A 15433-nucleotide genomic window follows, 5' to 3' on the forward strand; every position below is an offset into this window, starting at 1 on the left:
CGCAACTCGTTCGGGTTCGGGGTGGATAAGATCCGACAAGTTCGCTAGACGCAAACGAGGCCTGGACGTTGCCGGTGTTCGGATTTCGCCGGGGCCTCGCCGGGCCATTGCGGCCCGGCGGTCCCCGTGAGGGGTTTGTCGGAGGTGGGGGGGCCCCCGAACACGTCTGGTTATACGCCACAGATCGACACTCGAAAGTGATTGCAATCACAAGTTTGGATACAATCGCGCATTCCCGTTATCCGGAGATGCTTGCCGGACGCAGCCAATAGCGCAGCCCCTGGCAGGCTGCGACGAACGCGGCAACGTCCTCGGCATTCGCCAGTTCGAAGAATCCGGAATCGATGCCGGCGTCAATACCGCTCGCCGTCAGCAAGGGCTTCACCTCGGTGCCGTACCCGATAAACTTGCGGTGCGCATAGGCGTCGGCGAGGAATTCCCGCGCCGCCGCCAGCTCAGCGAGGTCCGCCGCGCCCGCGCGCGACGTCATGACGGCGACGGCGTCGAATAGCACCGAGGGACCGCCACCCACCACATGATCGGCTTCGACCCTATTGCCGTCTCCGGTTACGATGCCGGCGATGGCCGGAGCGACGATCGCAACCTGTGCGCCCTCCGCCTTCACCGCCGCCTGCAAGTCCGCGAGCACGCCTCCATCACACCCGTCGGTGACGAGAACACCGATCGTGCGCCCCTTCAGGCTCGACGGTCCGCGAAGTATGCTGAGCGCCGGCGACGAATCGAGGTCGGTGCGTGTCGGGCGGGCAGCCTCGACCGCAGCAGGAAGCTGTTTCAGACCGAGCTTCTGCGCCACGACGCTTGCCAGAACCTCGTCGATGTTGAGGAGATGAGCGACGATCCGCTCGCGGATCGCTGGAGTCTCGACCTTGCTGAGCTCGAAAACGAGGGCATCGATAATGTGTTCCTGCTCGATCTCGGTCTGCGAGATGAAAAACTGCCGCGCCTGACTGTAGTGATCGGCGAACGACTCCGAGCGAATCCGCAGCTTCGCACCACTCAGTTCCTCGGGATGGGAGACGAATCCACGCGCGGGCGCCTCGCGCGGACCGCCTTGCGCTCCATCCCAGGAGTTCGGCTCATAGTTTGCCCGACTTTTGGGATTGACGAAGGCCATATGCCCGTCCTGCTGCAGGGTGTGAAATGGGCACTTCGGCGCATTGATGGGGAGGAAGGTGAAGTTGGGACTGCCGAGCCGCTTGAGCTGGGTATCGAGGTAGGAAAAGTTGCGCCCCTGGAGCAGAGGATCATTGGAGAAGTCGATGCCGGGAACGATGTTCTGGGTGCAGAATGCCACCTGCTCGGTTTCGGCGAAGAAGTTGTCGACGACGCGGTCAAGGACCAAGCGGCCGATGATTCGCACCGGGACCTCTTCTTCCGGAATGAGTTTGGTCGCGTCGAGAACATCGAAGGCGAACTTTTCGGCGAAGTCCTCGTCGAAGAGCTGCACGCCGAATTCCCATTCCGGGTAGGCTCCCGACTGGATGGCCTGCCACAGGTCCCTACGGTGAAAATCGGGATCGGCACCGTTGATTTTCACCGCCTCGTTCCACAGCACCGATTGCAAACCCAGCTTTGGCTTCCAGTGGAATTTGACGAAGGTCGATTTGCCAGCCTCGTTGACGAACCGGAATGTATGGACCCCGAAGCCCTCCATAAAGCGGAACGAGCGGGGAATCGCCCGGTCAGACATGATCCACATGACCATGTGCATGCTTTCCGGGGTCAACGAAATGAAGTCCCAGAAGTTGTCGTGAGCGGTCTGCGCCTGGGGAAAGCCGCGGTCAGGCTCCTGTTTGGCGGAATGGATCAGGTCGGGAAACTTGATCGCGTCTTGAATGAAGAACACCGGGATATTGTTGCCGACGATGTCCCAGTTGCCCTCTTTGGTATAGAGCTTGACAGCGAAGCCGCGGACGTCGCGGGCGAGATCGGCCGATCCTTTGTTGCCGGCCACGGTTGAAAAGCGCACAAACGCGGGCGTCTTCTCCCCCACGCGCTGGAAGATGTCGGCGCGGGTCACGTCCGCCAGCGTCTCCAACGTCTCGAAATAACCGTGAGCGCCGAAGCCACGCGCATGGACGACGCGCTCGGGGATGCGCTCGTGATCGAAGTGAAAGATCTTCTCGCGAAAGTGAACGTCTTCGAGCAAGGTCGGCCCTCGCTCGCCGGCCCGAAGCGAATTCTGATCGTCGGCAACCGGAACTCCTTGCTGCGTCGTCAGTACCGCCACGTCGCCACCAGCGGTCTGATGGATCTCCCCGCCTATCCCGCGGAGGGTCTGGCCCTCCGGGGCATCCTTCTGGGTTTTCGTCGATCTCGCCATGCGCCTCTCCTTGCACCGATGACAGACAGCCGTACGCAGTCTTCCTCGGCCACTGAATCGCAAGGCCAGGAGTACAGACACCAGCTTGTCCGCTGCGACAAGGACAACGGCGAGAGATTATAGTTGTTCCAATTCACAGAACGCGCCGGCGCACTCGGTGCGCCGGCGCGTATGCCGGTCGATGTGCTTCGTTCTACATCGATCTGCGGTATTGGCCGCCGACCTCGAACAAGGTCTGGGTAATCTGGCCGAGCGAGAGCACGCGCACCGCATCGATGAGCACCGCGAAGATGTTGCCGCCGCTTATCGCCGCCTGCCGCAGGCGAGCGATCATCGCCGGTGCGTCTTCGGCGCCGCGCGCCTGGAACGCCCGCACCCGGGCGATCTGGCTCTGCTTTTCTTCCTCGCTCGAACGAACCAGCTCCGGGGTCGGTGGCTCCTCGCCGTTGGGATTGACGAAGGTGTTGACGCCGATGATCGGATAGCTGCCGTCGTGCTTCTTGATCTCGTAGAAAATCGATTCGTCCTGGATCTTGCCGCGCTGATAGCCTGTTTCCATGGCGCCGAGCACGCCGCCGCGCTCGGAGATGCGCTCGAACTCCTTGAGCACCGCCTCCTCGACAAGATCGGTCAGCTCCTCGATGATGAACGAGCCCTGGTTGGGGTTCTCGTTCTTGGCAAGCCCCCACTCGCGGTTGATGATCAGCTGAATCGCCATCGCCCGACGCACGCTCTCCTCGGTCGGCGTGGTGATCGCCTCGTCGTAGGCGTTGGTGTGCAGGCTGTTGGTGTGATCGTAGGTGGCGATCAGCGCCTGCAGCGTCGTACGGATGTCGTTGAACGCGTACTCCTGGGCGTGCAGTGAGCGGCCGGACGTTTGCGTATGATATTTAAGCTTCTGCGAGCGTTCATTCGCACCGTACTTGAAGCGCATCGCCACCGACCAGATGCGCCGGGCGACGCGGCCGAGCACGCTGTACTCGGGGTCCATGCCCGCCGAGAAGAAGAACGACAGATTGGGGCCGAAGTCGTCGATATGCATGCCACGGGCGAGGTAGGCCTCGACGTAGGTAAACCCGTTGGCGAGCGTGAACGCGAGCTGGCTGATCGGGTTCGCCCCCGCCTCGGCGATGTGATAGCCGGAGATCGACACCGAGTAGAAGTTGCGGATGCGGTTGTGGACGAAGAACTCCTGGATGTCGGCCATCATCCGCAGTGCGAATTCAGTCGAGAAGATGCAGGTGTTCTGCCCCTGGTCTTCCTTGAGGATGTCGGCCTGCACCGTGCCACGGACGTTCTCAAGCGTCCATTCGCGAATCTTCTCCGCCTCCTCCTCGGTCGGCGCGCGGCCGTTCTGTTGCTCGAACTTGGTGATCTGCTGGTCCATCGCCGCGTTAAAGAACATCGCGAGAATGGTCGGCGCCGGCCCGTTGATGGTCATCGACACCGACGTTGTTGGATTGCACAGATCGAAGCCGTCGTAGAGCGCCTTGATATCGTCGACGGTGGCGATCGATACCCCCGAGTTGCCGATCTTGCCGTAGATGTCCGGCCGCTCCGCCGGATCGAATCCGTAGAGGGTGACGGAATCGAAGGCGGTCGACAGCCGTTTCGCTGGTGAGTCCTTGGACAGGAACTTGAACCGGGCGTTGGTGCGGAAGGGATCGCCTTCGCCGGCAAACATCCGCGTCGGGTCCTCGCCCTCGCGCTTGAACGCGAAGACGCCGGCGGTATAGGGGAAGCTGCCGGGCACGTTCTCGCGAAGCAGCCATGAGAGTACCTCGCCGTCGTTCTGCCAGCGCGGCAGCGCGACCTTGGGGATGCGGGTGCCGGACAACGACGTGCTGGCGAGCGCGGTGCGGATCTCCTTATCGCGCATGCGCACGACGTACTCTTCGCCGCGGTAGGCCTCGCAGACCGTCGGCCACATCGAAAGCATCTTGCGGCACCGCCCGTCGAGCCGGCCCTCGGCCTTGGCGAGCGCGGCATTCAGCGCGCCGCCGACCTCCCCGCCGGCGTCATCGGTCAGCCGCCGCGCCTCGCGCAGGCTCTGGCAGTCGCGCGCCGCCTGCACCTGCTCGGCGACAGTGCGGTGATAGGTGCGCACCGTCTCGGCGATTTCGGCGAGGTAGCGGCGCTTCGCGGCCGGCACGATCCCCGCGCCCGGCTCGGAGGCCTTGCCGGCGATCGCCGGTGCCATCGACGTCCACGCCCCCAGCCCGCGCTCGTTGAGCTGGCGGACGATCTCGACGAACACCGCGGTCACGCCCTCGTCGTTGAAGCGGGCGGCGATGCTGCCGAACACCGGCATCGCCTCGGTGCTCTGGCCGAAGGCAAGACGGTTGCGCTGGATCTGCTTGGCGACGTCGCGCAGTGCATCGCGCCCGCCCTGCCGATCGAACTTGTTGATGACGACGACGTCGGCGAAGTCGAGCATGTCGATCTTTTCGAGCTGGCTCGCCGCGCCGAATTCAGGGGTCATCACGTAAAGCGAGACGTCGACGTGCGGGACGATGCCGGCATCGCCCTGGCCGATGCCGGGAGTCTCGACGATGACCAGCTCATAGCCGGCGGCCTTGGTCGCGGCGATGATATCGGCAAGGGCAGGCGGCAGAACGCTGCCGGACTCGCGGGTGGCGATCGAGCGCATGTAGACCTTCCCGCCGCCGTTCGCGTTCATGCGGATGCGATCGCCGAGCAGCGCGCCGCCGCTCTTGCGCCGGGTGGGATCGATGGCGATCACTGCGATCTTTGGATCGCCGGCATAGAGCCGGAAGCGACGGATGACCTCGTCGGTGAGCGAGGACTTGCCGGCACCGCCGGTGCCGGTGATGCCGATCACCGGCACGACGCCACGGCGGTGGGCGATCGCGTGGACCTGCTCGCGGCGAAGTTCGTCGAGCTTGCCGTTCTCGAGCGCGCTAATGATCCGTGCCAGATGCTGGGTCTTCCCCGCTTCGAGTCCGGCAAGATCATCGGGCAGGTCCGCGGCGACGTCGAAGTCGGCCTTCTTGACCATGTCGTCGATCATGCCCTGCAGGCCCATGCGTCGCCCGTCCTCGGGCGAATAGATGCGGCACACCCCGCTCGCCTGCAGGTCTTCGATCTCCTCGCTGACGATCACCCCGCCACCGCCGCCGAACACGCGGATCTGCGCCGCCTCGTTTTCGCGCAGAAGATCGAGCAAATACTTGAAGTATTCGACATGCCCGCCCTGGTAGGAGCTGATGGCGATGCCGTTGACGTCCTCCTGCAACGCCGCTTCGAGCACGTCGTCGACCGAGCGGTTGTGGCCTAGATGGATGACCTCGACACCCGAGGACTGGAGCATCCGGCGGATGATGTTGATCGACGCGTCGTGACCGTCGAACAGCGAAGCGGCGGTGACGAAGCGCACCGGATGCTGCAGACGGTAGACGTTCAACGGCGAGGACGGCGACGGGCGAGGAGCGGAGAGATCGTCGGGCACGGCTTTGTTATCCCGGAAAAGCTGAATGTTCGCGTTGGCTGCTCAGCCTACGCGCACCGCGCGCGAATCTCCAGCCTCCCCGCCGCCCTTCCGCTCACGCCTGCGTGCGCGCAGGCGCTGACAGCGAGATCCGCCCCCGTCGCCCGCTCCCGTGCGCCTCCAGCGCGATCTGCACCTTCAGCGCCGCGTCAGTCTTCGTCTCGGCTTGCTCATTATCCGCTCCGTCTATCACGACAGAGCTGAGCCCACTCCACTTAACCACCTAATCCTAAAATCCGGGTTCTCTTCCCTCATGCGGGAACCAGGCGGCCGTCGGCGAGGCGGACACTGCGATCCATGCGCGCGGCGAGCGCCGGGTTGTGGGTGGCGATGATCGCGGTAAGTCCGGCGTCGCGAGCGAGCCGGACGAACAGGGCGAAGACCTCCTCGGCGGTGACCGGATCGAGATTACCGGTCGGCTCGTCGGCGAGCACAACCTTTGGCCGGTTGGCGAGCGCCCGGGCGATGGCGACGCGCTGCTGCTCGCCACCGGAGAGCTGGCCCGGCCGGTGCTCGAAGCGATCGGCAAGGCCGAGCTGGGCGAGAAGCTCGCGCGCTCTTGCCCGCGCCTTGCCACGACCGACGCCGGCAATCATCTGCGGCAGTACGACGTTCTCCTCAGCGGAAAACTCCGGCAGGAGGTGGTGATACTGATAGACGAAGCCGATGTTCGATCGGCGCAGGGCGGTGCGGCGGTCGTCATCGAGCCGCGAGCACGCCGCGCCGGCGAGAAACACCTCCCCCTCGTCCGGTCGCTCGAGCAGCCCGGCGATATGCAGCAAGGTCGATTTGCCCGACCCGGACGGGCCGATCAGGGCGACGAGTTCGCCCGCGCCAGCGGCAAGATCGACGCCGCGCAGCACCCGCAATTCTCCCCGCCCCTGGCGGAAGGTGCGAACGATGCCATCGAGACGGACCGTGGGCTCACTCATAGCGCAGCGCCTCGGCCGGATCGATGCGCGCCGCCCGCCACGATGGATAGATCGTCGCCAGGAATGACAGCACCAGCGCCATGATCGTGACCGTTGCCACCTCGACGCCATCGACCTTCGCCGGCAGCTTGGAGAGGAAATAGATCTCGGGCGCGAACAGGTTGGTGCCGGTCAGCGCCTGGATCCACTGGCGGATGGTCTCGATATTGCGGGCGAAGGCGAGCCCGCCGATGAAACCGAACAGCGTGCCGAGAACGCCGACGCTGGCGCCGGAGATGAAGAAAATGCGCATGATCGCGCCGCGCGTCGCCCCCATCGTTCGCAGGATGGCGATCGCCCGCCCCTTGTCCTTGACCAGCATGATCAGGCTGGAGACGATATTAAACGCGGCGACGACGATGATCAGCGTCAGGATCAGGAACATCACGTTGCGTTCGACCTGAACCGCATTGAAGAAGCTGCCGTTGCTTCGCTGCCAGTCGAGGACACGCACGTTGCCGTCCAGCGTTCGCATCAACTCGCGGGCAAGCGCCGGGGCCTTGGCGGGGTCGTCGATGAACACCTCAAGGTTGGTCACCGCTTCCGGCATGCGGAAATAGACCTGCGCAGCGGCGAGCGGCATGAAGACGAAGCTGCTGTCGTATTCGTACATGCCGACGTCGAAGATAGCGACAATCTGGTAGGACTGCAGACGCGGCACGGTGCCGAACGCGGTGATATTGCCCTTGGGCGAGATCAAGGTGATGCGCTTGCCGACCGAAAGCCCCAGCCGATCGGCCAGCCGGGCGCCGACGAGTACGGCGTCCTCGCCGTGAAAGTCGTCGAGGGAGCCGGCGACGATGTGGCCGGCAACGGTCGTGCGCTTGCGCATATCATCGGGCGCAAGACCGCGGACGACGGCGCCGCGGGAGACGCCATTGGCGGTGACCATTACCTGGCCCTCGATCATCGGATCGACGATGCGCACACCCGGAATGCCCGCCACCTCCGCGCGCATCGGTTCGTAGTCGGTCAGGCCGCTCACCGGCCCATAGACGCTGAGGTGGCCGTTGAGGCCGAGAATGCGGGTGAGCAGTTCGTCACGAAAGCCATTCATCACCGACATAACGATGATCAAGGTGGCGACGCCGAGAAAGATGCCGAGGAAGGAGAACAGGGCGATGACCGAGATAAACCCTTCCTGGCGTCGCGGCCGCAGGTAGCGGATGGCGATCATCCACTCGAAGGCGTTGAACATGGGCGAGACAATCCTCGGGCGAACGAGCCGGACACTAAGTCGCCCGGCAAGGGACAGGCAGGACGCGGCCGCTCAGGAAGCGAGACGCGCGAGTGCGTCGGCAACGCTCAACTCGCATCGCTCGCCGCCGTCAGCACCACCCTTGCGGATCTTGAACTCGACGGTTCCCGCCTTGGCGCCGCGCGGCCCCACGATGATCTGGTGCGGCAGGCCGATCAAGTCCATCTCGGAAAACTTCACGCCCGGCCGCTCGGCGCGGTCGTCATAGAGCACATCGATCCCCGCTGCGGTGAGTGCGGATTCGATCTGCGCGCAGATCGCGGCGCAGGCGGCGTCCTCCTGTTTGACGTTGATCAGGCCGACCGCGAACGGCGCGACACTCGCCGGCCAGATAATTCCTGCCTCGTCGTGCGAGGCCTCGATGATTGCGCCGACCAGGCGGGAGACACCGATGCCGTAGGACCCCATCTCGACGAACACTTCCTCACCGGCGGGTCCGGTAACCTTGGCATTCATCGGTTTCGAATATTTGCTGCCGAAGTAAAAGATGTGCCCGACCTCGATCCCCCTGCCGGTGATCAGCCGGTCGCCGAGCGCGGCCTCGGCCGCCGCATCGCGCTGCTCGTCGGTCGCGGCATATTTGGTGGTGAAACTGTCGACCAGCGGCTGCAGGTCACCCTCGAAGTCGATATCCGAGCCGATCCAGTCGATCGCCTCGAAGTCGCGATGATAGGCGATCTCGCTCTCGCCGGTATCGGCAACGATGACGAACTCGTGGCTGAGATCGCCGCCGATCGGTCCGGTCTCGGCGCGCATCGGGATCGCCTTCAGGCCCATGCGCTGGAAGGTGCGCAGGTAGCAGATAAACATCTTGTTGTAGGCGCGGATGGCGCCGGCCCGGTCGATATCGAACGAATACGCGTCCTTCATCAGGAATTCGCGGCCGCGCATCACGCCGAAGCGCGGCCTTACCTCGTCGCGGAACTTCCACTGGATGTGGTAGAGCAGCTTCGGCAGGTGTTTGTAGCTGCGAATGGTTCCACGGAAGATATCGGTGATCAGTTCCTCGTTGGTCGGCCCATAAAGCATTTCACGCTCGTGCCGGTCGCGGATGCGCAGCATCTCCGGGCCGTACGCGTCGTACCGGCCGCTCTCACGCCACAGCTCGGCGGATTGGACCGTCGGCATCAACATCTCGTGGCAGCCGATGGCGTACTGCTCTTCGCGAACGATACCCGCGACCTTGTCAAGGACCTTCAGACCCAGCGGCAACCACGAGTAGATGCCGGCGGCCGACTGTCGAACCAGCCCGGCGCGCAGCATCAGCCGGTGCGAGGCAATCTGCGCGTCTGCCGGATTTTCCTTCAGTGTCGGCAGGTAATATCGGCTGAGGCGCATGCCTGACGTCATCCTTCGGTTGGAGGGGATCCGTTTGCGGACGCGGGACTTTAGGGGATGCTCCGGGCGACATCAATGCTCGCCCGGAGCACCTCAATCAGCGCGTACGAAGACCACGACGGCACGCAGAAGTTGATCGCAGCACATTGCCGGTAGTGCGGAATGCCTGCCGTGATCAACCCCGCAGACGGGGGCATCGATCGGTGGATGATTCGGCACTGACAATCGAAAAAGCAGTATACCTTTTCACCCCGGTTCGCTAATTTAGATTAGCTAGTGTGATTTTGAAGCACCGCTGTTTGCCGGCCCGGGTTTTGAGGAAACAACCAAGGCTACATATTTAGAAGCTAACCCTGCCTTTTGAGGGAAAACGACAGAGCGCTCGTTTAAGTTGGCTTAAATAGGCCTCATTGCGACGCAAGTTCGCAGCGACGTTGTTGTCACAATATGAAGCGGTCGCATTCGCGACCGTTTTCGTTTGTTTGCAGACAAAAGCACAACCGCCCCTTGATATTGGGCTAAATCCCCGCCGCAATCGCTGCGGCCATCCGGCTTTACGTGTCTGTAAAGCTGATCACGCCCGACTGGATCACAAAATAGACGATCAGCCAAAGAACGGCGGCGACCACAGAGGTCACCGCCGTCTTCAACAACATGCGCGGACGTCTGGGCGCTCCTGCGGCGTGGCCTTTCGTGACCTCGTCGGCGGAGATCGGTTGTACGCCGAACGGCAAAACGGCGAAAAGGACCGTCCACCACAAGATGAGGTAGACGGCAGCGCCACTAATCCAGCCCATCACCAATTACCCATCGGCAGCGCGTACCCGTCCGCGCGATCATGCACTAGTGCGCGTGCGCCTGTTCAAGTTCGACAAGCGTGCCGCAGAAATCCTTGGGGTGAAGGAACAGCACCGGATTGCCATGCGCGCCGATCTTGGGATTGCCGTCGCCGAGCACCCGGGCACCGGTTGCCTTGAGCTGGTCGCGCGCCGCCAGGATATCCTCAACCTCGTAGCAGATGTGGTGGATGCCGCCGTCGGGGTTCTTGTCGAGGAAGCCCTTGATCGGCGATTTCTCGCCCAGCGGATGCAACAGCTCGACCTTGGTATTGGGAAGCTCGATGAACACAACGGTCACGCCGTGCTCCGGCACCGGCTGCGGGTCGGATACCTTCGCGCCCAGTGTGTCCTTATACTTCTTCACTGCCGCCTCCAGGTCGGGAACGGCAATCGCGACGTGATTGAATCGGCCGATCATAGTCTCCCTACTCCTCTTGCTTACTTACGTCCTGACGATATGGACATGCACCACCGGGCGTTTCTCGATGAAGCGACGGGTCACGCGGCGAACGGCAATCCGGACGGCGCCTCGCACCGCATCGTCGTCGGCGTATCGTGCCGACGGTAAGTCTGCGACCGCCTCGCGCACCGATAGACGAATAGCCTCAACGATTTGCGTTTCTGTCTGCTCCAGCAGCCCGATCGATGAAAGATGGACATCTTGCACGATCCGCGCCGCCCGGTCCAATACGACGGTGGTGAAAACGGTTCCATTGTCGAGTGCCTTGAGCCGCCCGCGAACAATCTCGCTGTCCGCCGCGACCGGACGGTTTCCCTCGAGAGACATGCGGCCGACGGGAACATGGTCGACGACGCACGCCGACCCGGGAGCGAGGCGGACGATCGTGCCGTTTTCGGCGACGATCGCTTCCTTGACATTGAGCGTGCGGGCAAGCTTGGCGTGCTCGAGCATGTGACGGAGTTCGCCGTGCACCGGAAGCGCCACTTGGGGACGGATCAGGCGATACATCTGCGTGAGATCCTCTCGCGCCGGATGCCCGGAGACGTGGATCATTCCGTCGCGATGGGTGATCAACTCGACGCCCAGCCGCAACAGTGCGTTGTGCAGCCGACCGACCGACGGCTCGTTGCCGGGAATGACGCGTGAGGAAAACAGCACGGCGTCTCCTCGCTCCAGCGCCAGATAGGGGTGCGCGCCCTGGGCGATCCGCGACAAGGCCGCGCGCCGCTCTCCCTGGCCGCCGGTGCAAACGAGAAGCGTGCGTTTCCGGGCGAGCTTACGGCAGACCGCCTCGTCCTGAAAACGCGGCAGATTGCCAAGATAGCCACACTCGCGTGCGGCGACGTAATTGCGTTTCAGCGACGCCCCTGCCATGACCACGTCGCGGCCCGTCGCCTGTGCTACCTGGCCGATGGTGTGCAGCCGCGCGATGTTGGTGGCGAAACAGGTGACCACGACGCGCTGCGAACAAGCCGCGACCAGACGGGTCAGCTCGGAGAGAATGGCACCTTCCGAGCCCGTCTTGCCGGCATTGAACACGTTGGTGGAATCGCAGACGAATGCCAGGACGCCGGCGTCGCCGAGCGCGGAAAGCGCTGCCTCATCGGAGGCCGGGCCGACGACCGGCTCCGGGTCGAGCTTCCAGTCGCCGGAATGCACAACAGTCCCGGCGCGCGTGCGGATCGCCACCGAATGCGCCTCGGGGATCGAATGCGTCACCCCGATCATCTCAAGGTTGAACGGCCCGACGGTGAATTTGCCATCCGGCGGAATCAACGTCGGCTGGACCCGCTCCAGCAACCCCCGCTCCTCCAGCTTGCGACGAAGAATCGCCAGCGTAAACGCGGTGGCGTAGACGGGGCATTGCAGTTGCGGCCACAGGTACGGCACGGCGCCGAGGTGATCCTCATGCGCGTGGGTCAACACCAAGCCGGCCAGATTCTCGCGCTGTTCGGCGATGAACGATGCATTCGGCATCATCACGTCGGTGCCAGGAATGCCGTCCCCGCCGAAGGTCACGCCGCAGTCGACCATAAGCCAGCGGTGGGCGCCGGGCGGCCCATAGCCGTAAAGGCTGAGATTCATGCCGATCTCGCCCGCGCCGCCCAACGGGACAAACAGCAGCTCTTCGTTTTCGGATGCTTTCATTGCCGGCTGTTACGCAGATAAATGGCGTAAAGGCCCTTGAGCGTCAGTTGCGGGTCCGATCGTTCGAGTGCCGATGAGCATTCGGTAAACAGCGTCGCCAGCCCGCCGGTGGCGATGACGCCGACAGGAACGCCAAGTTCGGCGCGGATGCGTGCGATCATTCCCTCGATCATGCCGATATAGCCCCAGAAGACACCGGAGCGCATAGCCTGAACGGTGGATTTGCCGATCGCCCGATCCGGGCGCCCGATGGCGACGCGCGGCAACTGCGCGGAGGCCATGTGCAGCGCCTCAAGCGAAAGGTTGACCCCGGGGGCGATAGCGCCGCCGAGGTAGCTGCCTCCGGCATCGATGACGTCGAAGGTCGTCGCCGTGCCGAAATCGACGATGATCTTGGGACCGCCGTATTCGATGAATGTCGCTACCGCATTGACCAGTCGATCGGCACCCACCTCTTCCGGTCGGTCGAGCAGCACGCGCACGCCGGTATCGACGTCGGGCGCGCCAACGATCAACGGCTGGCAGTCGAAGTATTTGCGAAACATCCGGCGCAGACTGAACAGCGAGGCCGGAACCACTGTTGCGATGATGCCGTGAGTAATCGCCGAACGGGCGATGTTCTCGATCGCCAGAAGCTGGACAAGCCAGACACCCGTCTCGTCGGCGGTGCGGTTGGCATTCGTCGACGCGCGCCACTCACCAAGAATATGTCCGGCGTCGTCAAAAACGGCAAAGACGGTGTTCGTATTGCCCGTATCAATTGCGAGTAACATGGGTCTTGGTCTGCGCCCTTTACGTTACGCGGCGGGGGGTACAACGTCGCCGGCCAAAATCTGCCGCCGTGCCCCTTCTTGATCGAGCACCATGGCGCCAAAGCGATCGACATCGACAAACGTCCGTGGGCCATCTCGCCACTCAGCGAGACGCAGACGGGCTGATTCAGTTTATCGGCACGCGCCAGCCACGCGCTGCGGACCGGCTCGAAGCCATAGTCGAGCCACGCAGTATACCACTGCAGGAACGTCGTTGCGAACCGTTCGAGAACGCTTTGAGGCGTCTCCGCGCTGCCGCCTTGCGCGCACAGCGAGGTCGCCGGGTAGATCAACCCGCCGTCCGGCGGATGTGAGGCGATGTTCACGCCGATCCCGACAATCAGAGAATCGATACCACCGCCTCCTCCGGATTGCGATTCAAGCAGAATGCCTGAGACCTTGCGACCATCGATCAGCAGATCGTTCGGCCACTTGCAGGTCAGCCGACTGTCCATCGGTAATGCGGACTGGAGCGCATCAGCAAGGGCGACGGCGGCGACGAACGTCACCAGCATGACCTCGTGCGCTGGGCGCGACGGACGCAGAAGCAGCGAGAAATAGAGATTCCCCGGCGGCGAGATCCATGAGCGCCCGAGACGCCCGTGCCCTGCCGTCTGTTGGCGCGCCCAGATCAGCGTACCTTCCGCCGCGCCGTCGGCGGCCCGGCGCTTTGCCTCGTCGCTGGTTGAATCGATTGTCTCGAAAACGATGAGATTGAAAAACCCCGGCAGCGCCGCATGCATGTCCGCCGTTGCCTAGCCGCCGGAAAACAGCGAAGCCGCAGCGGTGCCGGCGCTCGATAAGATCGGTTCGGGATAGACAAAAAACAAGACGATGACGATCGCCGAAACCAGCATCACCAGCCGGATTTCCGTCGATGATGCCCGGTCAAGCGGATCGGCGGCCTCATCGAAGTACATCACCTTGACGATGCGCAAATAATAAAAAGCCGCCACCACGCTGGAGAGCACACCGACAATGGCAAGCGTGTAAAGGCCGCGATCAACGGCGGCAAGGAAGATGTAGAGCTTGCCGAAGAACCCGGCGAGCGGCGGGATGCCGGCCATCGAGAACATGAAAATCGCCAGTGCGAGCGCGATCATCGGATTGGTGCGCGACAGTCCGGCGAGATCGCTGATGCCTTCGACCATCTGCTCGCGCCTGCGCATGCACAAGATGCAGGTGAAGGTGCCCAGCGTCATGACGAGATAGATCGCCATGTAGATCAGCACGCCGCGGATGCCTTCCTCGCCGCCGACGGCAAGACCGATCAGCGCGTAACCGACGTTGCTGATCGAACTGTAGGCCATTAGCCGCTTGATGTTGGACTGCCCGATAGCCGCGAACGCGCCGAGAACCATCGAGGCCATCGAGATGAAGAGGATGAGCTGCTGCCATTGAGCGAGCAGCGCGCCGAATGGCTCGATCATCACCCGCAGGAGCAGAGCAATGGCCGCCGCCTTCGGCGCCAGCGCGAAGAACGCCGTCACCGGCGTCGGCGCGCCCTGATAAACGTCGGGCGTCCACATATGAAACGGCACCGCCGAAACCTTGAAGGCCAGACCGGCGGCGACGAAGACGAGGCCGACGATTAGGCCAGTCGGCGGCACCGCGCCGTGCAGATCGCGCAGAACCGCGCCGATCGCATCAAACCCGGTCGCGCCAACATAACCGTAGACCAGCGACACGCCGTAAAGGAGCATCCCCGAAGCGAGCGCGCCCAAAACGAAATATTTCAGGCCCGCTTCGACCGAGCGGACGGAATCACGATGGAACGAAGCGATCACGTAGAGCGCAAGGCTCTGCATTTCGAGCCCGAGGTAGAGCGCGATGAAGTCGTTCGCCGAAATCATCAGCATCATGCCGGTCGCGGCGAACAGTACGAGGACGACGAACTCGAAGCGGGCGATGCCGTTCAGCTCAAGGTAGTCCTGCGCCACGATCAGCGAGAACGCCGATGCCAGCAAAATCAATACCTTGAAAAAGATCGCGAAGTCGTCCGAGATGAACATCCCGTCGAAGGTGAGCACGGCTCCGCGGGCTGAAATCGTCACCACCAGAAGGAGCGCCAGGAGAAGGGCAAGGGCGCCAAGGCGGATGGCCAGCCGGTTGAAGCGAATGACCGCTGCCTTGTCGGCCTCGCGTTGGAAGACGCCCAGCATCAGCAGCGCCATGGCCGCCAGTGCCAGGAAGATTTCCGGCATCGCCGGCACGAGGTTCGGGACTACGGCCACGGGCATTGACTCTCGGGCT

General features: G+C 63.1%; 10 protein-coding genes. All 10 read right to left on the minus strand.

Annotated elements, in window-relative coordinates:
• Positions 1-238 precede the first annotated feature (238 nt).
• Entirely contained in the window at positions 239-2344 is a 2106-nt protein-coding gene (locus IPK66_11195) for a catalase (GenBank protein MBK8175798.1), read from the minus strand.
• 193 nt (positions 2345-2537) lie between these two features.
• Positions 2538-5813, minus strand: coding sequence for a cobalamin-dependent protein (locus tag IPK66_11200; GenBank protein MBK8175799.1), 3276 nt, complete (start codon positions 5811-5813; stop codon positions 2538-2540).
• Between the two features lie 290 nt (positions 5814-6103).
• A complete protein-coding gene (locus IPK66_11205) occupies positions 6104-6784 on the minus strand; it encodes an ABC transporter ATP-binding protein (protein ID MBK8175800.1) in 681 nt (226 codons plus the stop codon).
• The gene (locus IPK66_11210; GenBank protein MBK8175801.1) at positions 6777-8021 is read right to left on the minus strand and encodes a lipoprotein-releasing ABC transporter permease subunit; all 1245 of its coding nucleotides are present in this window, start codon (positions 8019-8021) and stop codon (positions 6777-6779) included. Before IPK66_11210 ends, IPK66_11205 begins: the two co-directional genes overlap by 8 nt.
• A gap of 72 nt (positions 8022-8093) precedes the next feature.
• Positions 8094-9419, minus strand: a complete 1326-nt coding sequence (locus tag IPK66_11215) for a proline--tRNA ligase (protein MBK8175802.1) — start codon at positions 9417-9419, stop codon at positions 8094-8096.
• A gap of 554 nt (positions 9420-9973) precedes the next feature.
• Positions 9974-10216: a DUF1467 family protein gene (locus IPK66_11220; GenBank protein MBK8175803.1), complete on the minus strand. Its 243-nt coding sequence runs from the start codon at positions 10214-10216 to the stop codon at positions 9974-9976.
• A 46-nt stretch (positions 10217-10262) separates the two neighbouring features.
• Positions 10263-10676 (minus strand): methylmalonyl-CoA epimerase, encoded by a 414-nt coding sequence (gene mce / locus IPK66_11225; protein MBK8175804.1) that lies wholly within the window; start codon positions 10674-10676, stop codon positions 10263-10265.
• 24 nt (positions 10677-10700) lie between these two features.
• Positions 10701-12368: a ribonuclease J gene (locus IPK66_11230; GenBank protein ID MBK8175805.1), complete on the minus strand. Its 1668-nt coding sequence runs from the start codon at positions 12366-12368 to the stop codon at positions 10701-10703.
• On the minus strand, positions 12365-13141 hold the full coding sequence (locus tag IPK66_11235; GenBank protein ID MBK8175806.1) for a type III pantothenate kinase: 777 nt from the start codon (positions 13139-13141) through the stop codon (positions 12365-12367). The genes IPK66_11230 and IPK66_11235 overlap by 4 nt, the downstream gene beginning before the upstream one ends.
• 794 nt (positions 13142-13935) lie before the next feature.
• Positions 13936-15420 carry an NADH-quinone oxidoreductase subunit NuoN gene (nuoN, locus tag IPK66_11240; GenBank protein ID MBK8175807.1) on the minus strand — a complete coding sequence of 495 codons (1485 nt, stop codon included), beginning with the start codon at positions 15418-15420 and terminating at the stop codon, positions 13936-13938.
• Positions 15421-15433 lie beyond the last annotated feature (13 nt).

It is taken from the genome of Rhodospirillales bacterium, assembly GCA_016712595.1.
Classification (GTDB): Bacteria; Pseudomonadota; Alphaproteobacteria; order Rhodospirillales; family Defluviicoccaceae; genus Defluviicoccus.

Coding starts and splice junctions, on each gene's coding strand:
- IPK66_11195 (MBK8175798.1), bottom strand. CDS start 2,344: ATGGCGAGATCGACGAAAACCCAGAAGGATGCCCCGGAGGGCCAGACC.
- IPK66_11205 (MBK8175800.1), bottom strand. CDS start 6,784: ATGAGTGAGCCCACGGTCCGTCTCGATGGCATCGTTCGCACCTTCCGC.
- IPK66_11210 (MBK8175801.1), bottom strand. CDS start 8,021: ATGTTCAACGCCTTCGAGTGGATGATCGCCATCCGCTACCTGCGGCCG.
- IPK66_11215 (MBK8175802.1), bottom strand. CDS start 9,419: ATGCGCCTCAGCCGATATTACCTGCCGACACTGAAGGAAAATCCGGCA.
- IPK66_11220 (MBK8175803.1), bottom strand. CDS start 10,216: ATGGGCTGGATTAGTGGCGCTGCCGTCTACCTCATCTTGTGGTGGACG.
- mce (MBK8175804.1), bottom strand. CDS start 10,676: ATGATCGGCCGATTCAATCACGTCGCGATTGCCGTTCCCGACCTGGAG.
- IPK66_11230 (MBK8175805.1), bottom strand. CDS start 12,368: ATGAAAGCATCCGAAAACGAAGAGCTGCTGTTTGTCCCGTTGGGCGGC.
- IPK66_11235 (MBK8175806.1), bottom strand. CDS start 13,141: ATGTTACTCGCAATTGATACGGGCAATACGAACACCGTCTTTGCCGTT.
- nuoN (MBK8175807.1), bottom strand. CDS start 15,420: ATGCCCGTGGCCGTAGTCCCGAACCTCGTGCCGGCGATGCCGGAAATC.